Consider the following 13,143-nt stretch of genomic DNA (forward strand, 5'->3'; position numbering starts at 1 on the left):
TACTCCCTAAGATGGAGCTCAGACGCCTTTCACCCGCGAGCCTGAGCGAGCCTTTCCATGCCTCCAGCAAGAACTCTCTACGACAAACACATCGATTCCCACACGGTGTGTCGCCTCGATGACCAGGGTCACGTCCTGTTGTACATCGATCGCCAGGTCATCAACGAATACACCAGCCCCCAAGCGTTCAGCGGGTTGCGCGAGGCCGGACGCGGGGTCTGGCGGGCCGGCACAGCGCTGGCGGTGGTCGATCACGTCAACCCCACCGCCCCGGTGCGCATCGCCGCGATGCCGGACCCCGGCGGTGCGCGACAGGTGTCGTACCTGGCGGAAAACTGCCGTGATTTCGGCATCGAACTGCTCGACATCCTCAACAAACGCCAAGGCATCGAACACGTCATTGCGCCGGAGCAGGGTTTCATTCTGCCGGGCATGGTCATCGCGGCGGGCGACAGCCACACCACAACCTATGGCGCCCTCGGTGCGTTTGGTTTCGGCATCGGCACCTCGGAAATCGAACACCTGCTGGCGTCTCAGACGCTGGTCTACAAACGCCTGAAAAGCATGCGCGTGACGGTGGAGGGGGCGCTGGCGCCGGGGCTGACGTCCAAAGATGTGATCATGGCGCTGATCGGCCAGATCGGCGCCTCGGGTGCCACCGGCTACGCCATCGAGTTTCGCGGTTCGACCATCGATGCCTTGAGCGTCGAAGCACGCATGACCATCTGCAACATGGCCGTCGAGGCCGGGGCGCGGGGCGCGTTCATGGCCCCGGACGAGAAAGTCTTCGCCTACCTCAAGGGCAAACCCCGCGCACCCAAAGGCGCGTTGTGGGAGCAAGCGGTGGAGAAGTGGCGCGCCTTGCACAGCGATGCGGGCGCGCACTTCGACCGTGAAGTCCAGGTGAACGCCAGCGCTCTGGAACCAATGGTGACGTGGGGAACCAGCCCGGATCAGGCTTCCCCGATCGGCGCGCGCGTGCCGGACCCGCAAGACGTCAGCGACCTGATCCTGCGTCAGGACATGCGCCGCGCCCTGAATTACATGGGCCTCGAAGCCGGGATGCCGCTGAGCGACATCGTCATCAGCCACGCCTTTATCGGCTCCTGCACCAACGCGCGCATCGAAGACCTGCGCGACGCCGCCAGCGTGGTGCGTGGCAAACATGTCGCCGGGCACGTGCGGGCGATGATCGTGCCGGGGTCCACCGAAGTGCGCAATCAGGCGGAGGCCGAAGGCCTGGCGGCGATCTTTATCGAGGCCGGGTTCGAGTGGCGCCAGTCCGGGTGCTCGATGTGCCTGGCGATGAACGACGACGTGCTGGCGCCGGGCGACCGCTGCGCCTCCAGCACCAACCGCAATTTCGAAGGCCGTCAGGGCGCGGGCGCGCGCACGCACCTGATGAGCCCGGCCATGGTCGCCGCCGCGGCGATCACCGGCCGCCTCACCGACATCCGTCACTTTGGAGACCGCGCATGAGCCTGCAACCCTTCACCCAGGTCACCGGTCAGGCGGCGCCGATGCTCGCCGCCAATATCGACACCGACGTGATCATGCCCAAGCAGTTTCTCAAGGGCATCGACCGCGCCGGGCTGGATCGCGGTTTGTTTTTTGACCTGCGATTTTTGCCCGACGGTTCACCAAACCCTGAGTTCGTGCTGAACCAACCGGCGTGGCAAGGCGCACGTTTCATGGTGGTCGGGCCGAACTTTGGCTGTGGGTCGAGCCGCGAACATGCGGTCTGGGGCTTGCGGCAGATGGGGATTCGGGCGTTGATCGGCAGTAGCTTTGCCGGGATTTTCTATGACAACTGCCAGCGAAATGGAGTGTTGCTGATCACCCTTGATGAAGCCGTATCGCAGCGGCTTGGGCACGTGGTCAGTCAGCCGGACAGCGCGCTCATCAACGTTGATCTCGAGGCACAGGAAATTCGCCTCCACGACGGTAAAGTCATCTCGTTCGAGATCGACACCCTGCGCAAAACCGCACTGCTGCTGGGTCTCGACGCCATCGGCAGCACCCTGCAGCGCAGCGAGCAAATCAAAGCCTTCGAACGTAATCACCTGGCTGCCAACCCCTGGCTGAGCTGAAATCGCCTTCGTGGGCAAGCCTCTCTTCTTTAGGTTCTGCGCAATCCTTGTAGGAGCGAGGCTTGCCCGCGAAAGGGCCCGCCCTGACACAACCAATCAAACCGACAACCCCTTGAAATGCTCCTGCAAAAACTCCACACACGCCCGCAGCTTCCCCGAGTACGCCAGCCGCGTCGGGTACACCGCCCAGACGTTGGCGCTCTGACTGTATTCGGGCAGCAACTGCACCAGCCGCCCCTGATCAGCAGCGGTTTCACGTCCCACAATGACCGCAGCACCACACCGCGCCCGTCCAGTGCCCACTGCAAGACAATCTCGCCGTTGTTGGATGACAGCGGGCCGCTGACCCGCACGCTTTCTTGAACCCCGTTACGTTCCAGATTCCAGATGCCGAACGCGTTATCGCGCTCCTTGATCACCAGGCAATGATGCTGCTCCAGTTCATTTAAGGTCTGCGGCATGCCCTGCTGTTGCAGGTAACCGGGCGCTGCGCAGACAACCCGTCGATTGCTCACCAACTGCCGACCGATGTGCTGGCCGGGAATGTCGTCGCCGACACGGATCTCAAGATCGAAGCCTTCATTGACGATGTCCACCACCCGGTCGAACAGGTCGAGACGAATCTCCAGCTCCGGATAACGCTCGGCCAGCAACGAAACGGCTGGCGCCACGTGATGACGGCCGAAACCGAAACTGCTGCACAGATGCAGGCGCCCGCGAGGGCTGTCGTGGGCGTCGGAGAGTTCGTCGTGCAGTTGCTGGAAGTCATCGAGAATGCGCAACGCCCAGCGCTGGACCCGTTCACCGTCCTCGGTCAGGGCGATGCGGCGACTGGTGCGATGGAGCAGGCGGGTGCCGAGGGTGGTTTCGAGAATCTGGATGCGCTTGCTGACATAGGCGGGCGACAGGCCCAGCTCATCGGCCGCGGCGGCGAAACCGCTCTTGCGGATCACGGTGAGGAGTACACGCAGGTCTTCGGGTAGGGGCACGTTGTCTTTCTTGGTGGTCATGGCAGAACGAACACTGGCGGCATGAGCCGCCAGCATAGCAGCGGGACGCAGCGATCAGCGCAGGAAGCCCAGCACTTCGGCGAGCAGCAGTTCGGGGATTTCTTCAGCGATGTAATGGCCGGCAGGCAAGGCCTTGCCACGCACGTCGGTGGCCACGTGTTGCCATTCCTTGAGCGGCTCGAAACAGCGCCCGACCGTGCCTTCTGCACCCCATAGCACCAGTAACGGCAGGTGCAGATATTTACCTGCCTGGATATCGGCGCGGTCATGTTCCAGATCGATGCTGGCGCTGGCGCGGTAGTCCTCGCAGATGCCGCGCGCGGTGCCCTGCAGTTGCAGGCAGCGCAGGTATTCGCCGAAGGCATCGGCGGTGAACGGCTTGAGCCCGGCGCTGCGACTGCCCATCACGCTGCGCAGATAGGCGTCGGGGTCGGCTTCGATCAGGGTTTCCGGCAGCGGGGCCGGACGGATCAGAAAGAACCAGTGCCAGTAGGCGCGGGCAAAGGCTTCGTTGGTTTGCGCGTACATCGACAGGGTGGGAGCGATGTCCAGCAGCACCATGCGTTGCACGGCAGCGGGATGATCCAGCGCCAGGCGATGGGCTACGCGAGCGCCACGGTCATGGGCCAGCACCGAGAACTGCTCGAAGCCCAGGGCCTTCATCAGCTCGACGCTGTCCTTGGCCATTTCTCGTTTGGAGTAGTGGGTGTGGTGGTCGCTGGCCGGTGGTTTGCTGCTGTCACCGTAACCGCGCAAATCGGCGGCGATCACGGTGAAGTGCTTGGCCAGTTGCTCGGCAACCTTGTGCCAGATGACGTGGGTCTGCGGGTGACCGTGCAGCAACAGCAGGCCAGGTCCGCTGCCGCCGATGCGGTAGGCAATGTCCACACCGTTGACGTGGCGCTGGTCTTTCAGGAATCCGGCGAACATGAGGCGAGTCCTTGTTGTAGTGGTCTGCATCCTGAAAGTGTTGCGCCGTGAGGGCAAGGCGTGAAACGTGGTGCGCTTGTTCATGAAGTGTGTTCGAGGGATCTGTGGTGTCAGGGATGCCGCCTCCGCGGGCAAGCCTCGCTCCTAAGGGGGATTGTTTCGTTCGCAAATATCCGGAACCACGCACCCCCTGTAGGAGCGAGGCTTGCCCGCGAAGAGGCACGCTCAGACGTTGAAGTATTCAACCCTGCTGAAACATCTTCTTGGCCCGCTGCTCGATCTGCTCCTGAGTCAAATCCTCCTTGCGCGTGGCCAGGAACCACAAATGCCCATAGGGATCTTTCAACGTCCCTGAACGGTCGCCATAAAACTGATCCTTGACCTCGGACACCACCGTTCCACCCGCCGCGATTGCCTGTTTATAGGACTTGTCCACATCGGTCACATACAAATGCAGCCCCACGGACGGCGATGTGTCGGGATTGCTCAACGGCCCTTGATCGCATGGCGTACCGAGCATGATCGGGCAATCGCCAATCCTCAGCTCGGCGTGGCCAATCCCGCCATCAGGCATGGACAGACGCATGACTTCCGTGGCGCCAAAAGCCTTCTTGTAGAACTCGATGGCTTCGGCCGCTTTTTGAATGCCCAGATAAGGCGTGATGCTGTGATAACCCTCTGGAATGGGTTTGACGCTCATGACGGTTCTCCCTTGTTGTTGTGAATTGAAGGTGTTCCTTCGCCGATTTCCGGTCGGATAACTATAGGTCAGCGCTTTTTGCGCCACTGAGTGCCCGACGAGCAGCAGCGCCACTGTTTGCAGAAACGGGCCAAGGCGTTGAGCTCCGATGAGTTTCGGCAGTTCATCCTGACACGCTGCAAAGGACAGATTGCGCCGGGTTTCTAAGCTTTCGGTCTGCCTTGAGGACGCCTTCGCGGGCAAGCCTCGCTCCTACAGGTTTTGTGTCGTTCGCCAGTAACACGCAATCCTGTAGGAGCGAGGCTTGCCCGCGAAGGCCACGCCGCTATTTCGGATCTGCCCCGGATTCCAACAGCTGCGCCCCCGGCCCCTGTTCCCCCAGCACATCGCCAAAGTTACGCAACGGACACGCCTCCATCGACAGACACCCGCAGCCGATACAGCCATTGAGCTTGTCCCGCAGCAAGGTCAATTGACTGATCCGCTCATCCAGATCCCGACTCCACTGCGCCGACATCACCTTCCAGTCCGCCGCCGTCGGCGCTCGGTTATCCGGCAAGGCTTTTAGTGCCTCGCCAATCTCCGCCAACGGAATTCCCAGGCGCTGCGCGACTTTGATCAACGCCACCCGCCGCAGCACTTCCCGCGGATAACGCCGCTGGTTGCCCTGATTGCGATTGCTTTTGATCAACCCCTTGGACTCGTAAAAGTGCAGGGCCGTGACCGCCACGCCGCTGCGCGCGGCCAATTGGCCGACAGTGAGTTCCTTGTGCAGATGTTCCGGGGTGATCATTTGAAAAATGCCTCTTGACCTCTAGTTAAGTCGAGGTTTTACCCTGCAAGCCTTCGGATCGCAAGGTCCGGCTTACACGTCAGTGGGGACTCTTCATGCAAGCGCCAGAGAAAAATCGCAGCTTCACCCAGTTGATCGAATTCGAGATCGAACCCCATCAGCAACCCGCGTTGGTGTCGGCCTTGTCAAAGCAGACCGAGCGCCTGGCCCAAGGCTACAGCGGGTTTTTGAGTGCGAGCATCCAGGCCAGCGACGACGGTCGGCGGGTGCTCAACTACCTGCAATGGCAAACTCGCGAGGCGGGGGAAGCCGCGTTTCAGAGCTTTGAAAGCGGCGAGCAGGATTTCTGGCAGCTGATTCGCGCGCATCAGGCGAAAACCGTGACGTTCGGCTCGTTCCAGGTGTTGCACAGTCTGGAACGTAGCCATGACTACGCGCTGCACTGCAATCTGGTGAGTTAAATCGACAATTGCATCAGGCGCTCGCCTTGCACGTTTTCCGTGGGCCGGCGCTTGTTCACCGCCCGTTCGCCGATCTTGATCAGTCGTGTGCGCGTGACGTTGTGGCTCAAGCCCAGCAGGGCAGCGGTGTGCACCTGGTTGTAATGGCTGAGGCGATACGCTGCGCGCAACAACGTGTGTTCAATGGTTAAACGGTATTAGCCAAATTCGATAGCCACTATCGAGAGCGTTGATTTCTGCCCTTCGAAGGGGGCGGGTAGCCTGTGTTCATTGCCCCGAACCCAGATGCCAGGACGCCACCCATGAAACCTCTAATCGCCACTTTCCTGCTGCTCGCGGTCTCCGTTCTTGCCGGATGTGCCAGCCATGTTTCACCCGAATTGCGACCCTATACCGCTGAAGAAACTCGGGAACTGGCGCTGGAGGACTTGAATCGTCGCGGTTTGTCCTTCGACGAGTACCATGCGAAAAAAGCCGAATTGCTCGGCCTGCCGCAAAAACCGGTCGGTTTCGACAAACATGGCGAGATGAACGCTGAACGTGCTGTACAGCTTCACGGTCGTCCAAGCTGATCTCAAACTGTACCGTTCGAAGTTTCACGTAACTGTCCATGGGTTTCCCCGGAGGCGTGCGATAGGGTCAACACCTGACTGACCCTGATTGGACTACCGCTCATGCTCTCGCTCGATCTGCTGCTGGGCTTCGCCCTGTTTGCCCTCGTCACCTCGATTACCCCTGGTCCGAACAACACCATGTTGCTGGCATCGGGCGTGAATTTCGGCTTTCACCGCACCATTCCGCACATGCTGGGCATCACGTGTGGTTTCTTTGTCCTCGTCCTGGCGGTCGGTTTCGGCCTGGGTGCCGTGTTTCAAACCTACCCGTTGCTCTATACGGTGCTGCGCTACGTCGGCGCGGCATACCTGTTGTACCTGGCGTGGAAAATCGCCCATTCCGGTCCGGTCTCCGAGAGTGAAAAGGGCGACAGCAAACCCATCAGCTATCTCGGTGCGGCGGCGTTTCAGTGGGTCAATCCCAAGGCGTGGATCATGGCGATCGGTGCCATCAGCACCTACACGCCGATGCAGGGCTACTTCACCAATGTGATCGTGATTGCTGCGGTCTTTGCCTTGATCAATTTGCCGAGCGTCGGCGTCTGGGCCGGATGCGGCACGTTGTTGCGCAATGTGTTGAAGGATCGTCGCTGGTTGCGCCTGTTCAACTGGGGCATGGCCCTGCTGTTGGTGGCTTCGCTGTATCCGTTGTTGCTCGAGAGCTTTAGCTGACACATCGCTTCAACCGGTTGGCCGATGCCTGTTAAGCTCGACTTCAGGAGCGTTCCTACGCACTTTTAAATGAAGTTGTTCTTCTTTAACGGCCTCCGATCAGGTATTTCTAACGCTCTGAACGGTCGGCGCAACTCACGAGGTTGCGCTTTGAGCGTTCAGTGACGAGCCTCCTGATCCCGGAACATGCTCTGCGAGTCTTCTATGAATAAACGTCCTCTGTATTTTGACTACGCCGCCACCACGCCGGTGGATGAGCGGGTCATCAAGGTCATGGTCGAGTGCCTGGGTTTCAACGGCAACTTTGGCAACCCGGCGTCCAGCTCCCATGCCTTCGGCCAGCAGGCCCGGCAAACGGTCGAGCAGGCGCGGCGTCAGGTCGCCGAACTGGTCGGCGCTCAGGCGGACCAGATCGTCTGGACCTCCGGCGCCACCGAATCGAACAACCTTGCCCTCAAGGGCGTGGCCCAGGCCCGCGGGGTGTCCGGCGGACACATCATTACCAGCCAGATCGAACACAAGGCAATCCTCGATACGGCGAAACAGTTGCAGGACACAGGCGTTGCCGTGACGTATCTGGTGCCTGACGCCGAGGGCCTGATTACCCCGCAAGCGGTCAGCGAGGCGATGCGCGAAGACACCTTTCTGGTGTCGCTGATGCTGGTCAACAATGAACTGGGCACCGTCAATGACATTGCAGCCATCGGCCAGGTGGTGCGTGATCGTGATGCACTGTTCCATGTCGACGCCGCCCAGGGCGCGGGCAAAGTGGCAATCGATCTTGCCCGCTTGCCGGTGGACCTGATGTCGTTTTCGGCGCACAAGATCTACGGCCCTAAAGGCATCGGCGCCCTGTACGTCGGCCCGCGCGCGCACCAGCGTTTGCTGGCGCAGATTCACGGTGGCGGTCACGAGGGCGGTTTGCGTTCCGGCACCTTGGCGACTCATCAGATCGCTGCGATGGGTGTGGCCTTCGCCTTGGCGGCGGCCGCATTCGACGAGGAAAAAGCCACGATCGTGCGGCTCCGCGAACGCTTGCTCGAGCAACTGCTGAGCATCCCCGGCGTGCGGCTCAATGGCAGCCCGACCCAACGCATTCCTCATACCCTGAGCCTGACCTTCAACGAAGGCGAGTTCAATTCTGCGGCGCTGAGCAGCTCGATCGCGTTTTCTGCGACCTCGGCCTGTAACTCCGCCAGCAATGCCCCGTCCCATGTGCTGCTGGCCCTGGGGCATGACGCCCGCTCGGCGGGTCGCACGATTCGCTTGAGCCTCGGCCGGTTCACCACCGAACAGGATGTCGACCAAGCGGCACAACTGATTAAAGCGGCCTGCGCCAGTGCTCCGGCATTCTGGCAATAAGGTCTGAAAGTGTCGGCACTGATCGGCACTCAACAATAATGATGAAGTGATTAGCAGGAGACATGATGAGTACGCAGCCTTCGATCAATGGATCGGTGCCCCAACGTTTGGCGCAAACCCGCGAGCTGATGAGCCGGGAGGGCATTCATGCCCTGCTGGTGCCGTCGGCCGATCCGCACTTGTCGGAATACCTGCCGGGCTATTGGCAAGGGCGGCAGTGGTTGTCGGGCTTTCATGGCTCGGTCGGCACACTGATCGTGACCCCGGACTTTGCCGGCGTCTGGGCCGACAGCCGTTACTGGGAACAAGCGAGCAAGGAACTCAAGGGCAGCGGCATTGAACTGGTCAAGCTGCAACCGGGCCAGCCTGGCCCGCTGGACTGGTTGGCCGAGCAAACCCCTGAAGGCGGTGTCGTCGCGGTAGATGGCGCGGTGATGGCCGTGGCGTCGGCGCGGACGCTGGGCGGCAAACTTGAAGAACGCGGCGCACGTCTGCGCACTGACATCGACCTGTTGAGCGAAGTCTGGAGCGACCGCCCGACGCTGCCGAATGAGCCGATCTACCAGCACTTGCCACCGCAGGCGACGGTCAGTCGGGGTGAAAAGCTCGCGAAATTGCGTGAGGTGTTGAAAGATCGTGGTGCTGACTGGCACTTCATTGCCACCCTGGATGACATCGCCTGGCTGTTCAACCTGCGTGGCGGCGACGTGTCGTTCAACCCGGTATTCGTGTCCTTCGCGCTGATCAGTCAAGAGCAGGCCACTCTGTTCGTGGCCCTGAGCAAGGTCGATGCCGAGCTGCGTGCGGTCCTCGAACAAGACGGCGTGACCCTGCGCGATTACAGCGAAGTGGCCGACGCCTTGCGCGCCGTGCCGAGCGGCGCGAGCTTGCAAGTCGATCCGGCGCGCGTGACGGCCGGTTTGCTGGATAACCTGAACAGCGGCGTGAAACTGGTCGAAGGTCTCAACCCGACCACGTTGGCCAAATCACAGAAAAGCCTGGCCGATGCCGGGCACATTCGTCAGGCCATGGAGCAAGACGGCGCGGCGCTGTGCGAGTTCTTCACCTGGCTGGACTCGGCGTTGGGTCGTGAGCGCATCACCGAACTGACCATCGACGAACACCTGACGGCCGCGCGTACCCGACGTCCGGGTTATGTGTCGCTGAGTTTCAACACCATTGCCGCGTTCAACGCCAATGGCGCGATGCCGCACTACCACGCCACCGAAGAAGAGCACGCGGTGATCGAAGGCGACGGTCTGTTGCTGATCGACTCCGGCGGCCAATACCTGGGCGGTACCACCGACATCACGCGGATGGTGCCTGTCGGTACGCCGACGGATGAGCAGAAACGCGATTGCACGCGGGTGCTCAAGGGCGTCATCGCGCTGTCCCGTGCGCAATTCCCTCGTGGCATTCTCTCGCCTTTGCTCGACTCGATTGCCCGCGCGCCGATCTGGGCTGAAAGTGTTGATTATGGACACGGCACCGGTCACGGCGTCGGCTACTTCCTCAATGTGCACGAAGGCCCGCAGGTCATTGCCTATCAGGCCGCCGCAGCACCGCAAACCGCGATGCAGCCGGGCATGATTACCTCCATCGAACCGGGCACTTACCGACCGGGCCGTTGGGGTGTACGGATCGAAAACCTGGTGTTGAACACCGAAGCGGGCAAGAGCGAATTCGGTGAGTTCCTGAAATTCGAAACCCTGACCCTGTGCCCGATTGACACTCGCTGTCTGGAACCGTCGCTGCTGACTGACGACGAAAAGCAGTGGTTCAACGCCTACCACGCCGAGGTGCGCCAGCGCTTGAGCCCGTTGCTCGAAGGTGCAGCCCTTGAGTGGTTGAACACCCGGACTGCAGCTATTTGACCGGTTGGAGTTCAGGCGCTGTTTCGAGCGCCTGACTCATGTAGTCGACAAAGGCTTTGACCCTGGCGGATTGACGACGATTCGCCGGGGACACGGCATGAATCGGCAGCGACTGCGCGGTGTAGTCCTGCAAAATCGCAGTCACTCGCCCGGCGTTCAGATCCTCACTGAACAACCATACCGGCGACAAAGCAATTCCCAATCCTCCCAGCACCATCTCGCGGATCGCCTCTGAGTTGTTGCTTTTTGCATTGCCCTTGATCCGCACCTCATGATGCTGGGCTCCGCTCTCGTACACCCATAGGTTCTGACTGTTCAGCAGGTTGAATTGCAGGCAATTGTGTCCGCGCAGTTCTTCTGGTGTTTGCGGCTGGCCGTGTTGCTTGAGGTAGCCTGGCGCAGCAACGGTCACTCGGTGGGTGGTGCCTATGCGGCGGGCGATCAGACCGCTGTCGGTCAATTCGCCGATTCTGAACGTGACGTCGAGGCCTTCGCTGACCAGGTCCTGATTCTGGTCACTGAGTTGCAGGTCAATCTGCACCTGGGGGTGTTGTTTCAGAAACTCAGGAAGCCGCGGTGCAATCTGCAATCGCCCGAAACTGACCGAGGAACCGATCTTCAGGTTGCCGGCAACGGTTTCGCGTCCTGAATGAAAACTGTGTTCCGCCGCGTCCACGGCCGCGAGGATTTGTCGGCACTCGCTGTAGTACCGCTGACCTTCGTCAGTCAGCGAGAGTTGACGCGTGCTGCGGGAAATCAGCTTCCCGCCCAGTTCAGTTTCCAGCGCCCTTAGCACTTTACTGATGGTTGGCTGGCTGGTCTGCATCTCCCTGGCAACGGCAGAAAAGCTGCCGCGCTCGACGACCCGGACGAAGATGGCCATTGCATTGAGTTTGTCCATGGGTTTCTCATTGATGCCAAATGGGCATGGTCACTATAGCGATACAGCGTCTTATCGGCATGAGTGAGTGAGAGGAAGATCGTCCTACCGCCACCTCTGACAGGAATTTGCGAAATGACTGACTCACTTCAAATGCGTGCTCTGATTGTTGATGTGGCCAACGGGCCGTTACGCTTGGTTTCCATCCCGCGACCTGTGCCAGGACCGGGTCAGGTGTTGGTCAGGATCAAAGCCAGTGGAGTGAATCCGCTGGATGGAAAAATTCGTTCGGGTCAGGCGGCTCATGCGCGACAACCCTTGCCAGCGGTGCTGGGCATGGATCTGGCCGGGACGATTGAGGCGTTAGGCGAGGGCGTAAGTGGATGGCTGCCGGGTGATGAGGTCTACGCGATGGCGACCGGAATCGGCGGTGCGCAAGGTTCGCTTGCGCAGTTCGCGGTGGTTGATGCGCGTCTGCTGGCGCACAAACCGGGCAATCTGAGTATGCGTGAGACCGCCGGGTTGCCCCTGGTGTTGATAACCGCATGGGAAGGATTGGTAGATCGGGCTCGAGTGCGTGCCGGTCAGAAGGTGCTGATCCATGGCGGTGCCGGGGGTGTCGGGCACGTGGCGGTGCAAATAGCCCGGGCTTTCGGTGCTGAAGTATTCGCCACGGGCTCTGCGGGTCAGCAGGCAATCATCGAAAGCTTCGGTGCGACTTTTATCGACTACCGCAAGTCTTCGGTTGAGGACTATGTGGCGGAGCACACGGGGGGAGAGGGGTTCGATATTGTCTATGACACGGTGGGCGGTGAAACGCTGGATGCTTCCTTCAAGGCCGCTCGGGTCTACGAGGGGCATGTGGTGAGCTGTCTCGGATGGGGGCAGCACAGTCTGGCACCGTTGTCGTTTCGGGCCGCGACTTACTCCGGAGTGTTTACCTTGTTGCCTTTATTGACTGGCAAGGGCGGCGAGCACCACGGGCAGATCCTTCGGGACGCCGCGAAGTTGATTGAGGCCAGTAAGCTGAAGCCGTTGCTTGACCCGCGGCAGTTCACATTGCAAACCGCCGAGGCCGCCCATGAACTGCTCGCTGGTGGAGCGGCTCAAGGTCGTTTGGTCATCGAGATTTAACGCAGGGCCTCAAGGACGAAGTCCAGTCGATCCTGACCGAAGAACATCTGATCGCCGATGAACATGCACGGTGCGCCGAATACACCGCGCTTGACCGCTTGCTCGGTGTTGTCCTTGAGAGCGGCTTTGACGTCCTCATCGGCGGTAAGGGCCAGTACTTCGTTTGGATCGAAACCATTTCGCGTCAGCACGGCTGCAACAGTCGCCGGATCATCGAGGCTGCGTCCCTCGACCCAGAGTGCGTGGAACAGACAATCGATAAACGCTTGGAAGCGTTCGGGATGACGTAATTGCATACCGGTGACGGCGCGCATCAGCATCAGGGTATTGATAGGGAAGTGCGGGTTGAACTTCAGTGGCACGCCGTATCGTTTGGCGTAGCGGTCCAGGTCCTGAAACATGTAGCGACCTTTGGCCGGAATGGTTGCCGGTGAAGCGTTGCCCGTGGCTTTGAAGACCCCGCCCAGCAGCATGGGTTTGTAGACCAGTTGGCTGTCGGTCTGCTCGCAGATCTTCGGTAATTGGGTATACGCCAGGTAGGTGGCGGGGCTGCCTAAATCGAAAAAAAACTCCACGGTTTTGCTCATGGTCGGTGCGCTCTGCTTATTGTTGTTGGGGGGGAG

At 60.5% G+C, this 13,143-nt stretch carries 13 protein-coding genes and 3 pseudogenes; 9 read left to right on the top strand and 7 right to left on the bottom strand.

What is annotated here, in order from left to right; genetic code table 11:
• Positions 1-57 precede the first annotated feature (57 nt).
• Positions 58-1,479 carry a 3-isopropylmalate dehydratase large subunit gene (gene leuC, locus RHP74_RS09265; protein WP_311099031.1) on the top strand — a complete coding sequence of 474 codons (1,422 nt, stop codon included), beginning with the start codon at positions 58-60 and terminating at the stop codon, positions 1,477-1,479.
• Positions 1,476-2,090, top strand: a complete 615-nt coding sequence (gene leuD, locus RHP74_RS09270; RefSeq protein WP_083374676.1) for a 3-isopropylmalate dehydratase small subunit — start codon at positions 1,476-1,478, stop codon at positions 2,088-2,090. The genes leuC and leuD overlap by 4 nt, the downstream gene beginning before the upstream one ends.
• Positions 2,091-2,186: 96 nt before the next feature.
• Here the strand turns inward: leuD and RHP74_RS09275 are convergent.
• The 3 genes and pseudogenes from RHP74_RS09275 to RHP74_RS09285 form a co-directional block, all read right to left on the bottom strand.
• Positions 2,187-3,136 (bottom strand): annotated as a pseudogene (locus tag RHP74_RS09275) (LysR substrate-binding domain-containing protein).
• A gap of 18 nt (positions 3,137-3,154) precedes the next feature.
• The gene (locus tag RHP74_RS09280; RefSeq protein ID WP_311099033.1) at positions 3,155-4,030 is read right to left on the bottom strand and encodes an alpha/beta hydrolase; all 876 of its coding nucleotides are present in this window, start codon (positions 4,028-4,030) and stop codon (positions 3,155-3,157) included.
• A gap of 241 nt (positions 4,031-4,271) precedes the next feature.
• Positions 4,272-4,730: a VOC family protein gene (locus tag RHP74_RS09285; RefSeq protein WP_311099035.1), complete on the bottom strand. Its 459-nt coding sequence runs from the start codon at positions 4,728-4,730 to the stop codon at positions 4,272-4,274.
• A gap of 120 nt (positions 4,731-4,850) precedes the next feature.
• Here RHP74_RS09285 and RHP74_RS09290 point away from each other — a divergent pair.
• A pseudogene (locus tag RHP74_RS09290) lies at positions 4,851-4,937 on the top strand (methionine ABC transporter substrate-binding protein); the annotation flags it as partial.
• A gap of 118 nt (positions 4,938-5,055) precedes the next feature.
• Here RHP74_RS09290 and soxR read toward each other — a convergent pair.
• Positions 5,056-5,523, bottom strand: a complete 468-nt coding sequence (soxR, locus tag RHP74_RS09295) for a redox-sensitive transcriptional activator SoxR (protein ID WP_010461153.1) — start codon at positions 5,521-5,523, stop codon at positions 5,056-5,058.
• 95 nt (positions 5,524-5,618) lie between these two features.
• On the opposite strand from soxR, the gene RHP74_RS09300 reads away from it, so the two are divergent.
• Entirely contained in the window at positions 5,619-5,984 is a 366-nt protein-coding gene (locus RHP74_RS09300; protein ID WP_154503919.1) for an antibiotic biosynthesis monooxygenase, read from the top strand.
• On the opposite strand, the pseudogene RHP74_RS09305 reads toward RHP74_RS09300, so the two are convergent.
• Positions 5,981-6,169, bottom strand: a pseudogene (locus RHP74_RS09305) (sigma-54-dependent Fis family transcriptional regulator); the annotation flags it as partial. The gene RHP74_RS09300 and the pseudogene RHP74_RS09305 overlap by 4 nt on opposite strands.
• A gap of 117 nt (positions 6,170-6,286) precedes the next feature.
• Between RHP74_RS09305 and RHP74_RS09310 the strand changes: the two are divergent.
• The 4 genes from RHP74_RS09310 to RHP74_RS09325 all read left to right on the top strand — a co-directional run bounded on the left by RHP74_RS09310 (position 6,287) and on the right by RHP74_RS09325 (position 10,506).
• Complete coding sequence (locus RHP74_RS09310) at positions 6,287-6,556, top strand: hypothetical protein (protein ID WP_010461147.1); 270 nt, start codon at positions 6,287-6,289, stop codon at positions 6,554-6,556.
• Positions 6,557-6,658: 102 nt separating this feature from the next.
• Complete coding sequence (locus RHP74_RS09315) at positions 6,659-7,270, top strand: LysE family translocator (protein ID WP_145308576.1); 612 nt, start codon at positions 6,659-6,661, stop codon at positions 7,268-7,270.
• A gap of 204 nt (positions 7,271-7,474) precedes the next feature.
• Positions 7,475-8,632, top strand: a complete 1,158-nt coding sequence (locus RHP74_RS09320) for a cysteine desulfurase family protein (protein WP_010461142.1) — start codon at positions 7,475-7,477, stop codon at positions 8,630-8,632.
• 65 nt (positions 8,633-8,697) lie between these two features.
• A complete protein-coding gene (locus tag RHP74_RS09325) occupies positions 8,698-10,506 on the top strand; it encodes an aminopeptidase P family protein (RefSeq protein ID WP_145308574.1) in 1,809 nt (602 codons plus the stop codon).
• On the opposite strand, the gene RHP74_RS09330 is transcribed toward RHP74_RS09325, so the two are convergent.
• A complete protein-coding gene (locus tag RHP74_RS09330) occupies positions 10,499-11,407 on the bottom strand; it encodes a LysR family transcriptional regulator (RefSeq protein WP_077747874.1) in 909 nt (302 codons plus the stop codon). The genes RHP74_RS09325 and RHP74_RS09330 overlap by 8 nt on opposite strands.
• Before the next feature lie 114 nt (positions 11,408-11,521).
• On the opposite strand from RHP74_RS09330, the gene RHP74_RS09335 reads away from it, so the two are divergent.
• Positions 11,522-12,520 carry a zinc-dependent alcohol dehydrogenase family protein gene (locus RHP74_RS09335; RefSeq protein ID WP_311099044.1) on the top strand — a complete coding sequence of 333 codons (999 nt, stop codon included), beginning with the start codon at positions 11,522-11,524 and terminating at the stop codon, positions 12,518-12,520.
• Here the strand turns inward: RHP74_RS09335 and RHP74_RS09340 are convergent.
• A complete protein-coding gene (locus tag RHP74_RS09340) occupies positions 12,517-13,107 on the bottom strand; it encodes a 2-hydroxychromene-2-carboxylate isomerase (protein ID WP_145308569.1) in 591 nt (196 codons plus the stop codon). The genes RHP74_RS09335 and RHP74_RS09340 overlap by 4 nt on opposite strands.
• Positions 13,108-13,143 lie beyond the last annotated feature (36 nt).

It is taken from the genome of Pseudomonas sp. SG20052, assembly GCF_031766055.1.
GTDB classification, from domain to species: Bacteria; Pseudomonadota; Gammaproteobacteria; order Pseudomonadales; family Pseudomonadaceae; genus Aquipseudomonas; species Aquipseudomonas mandelii.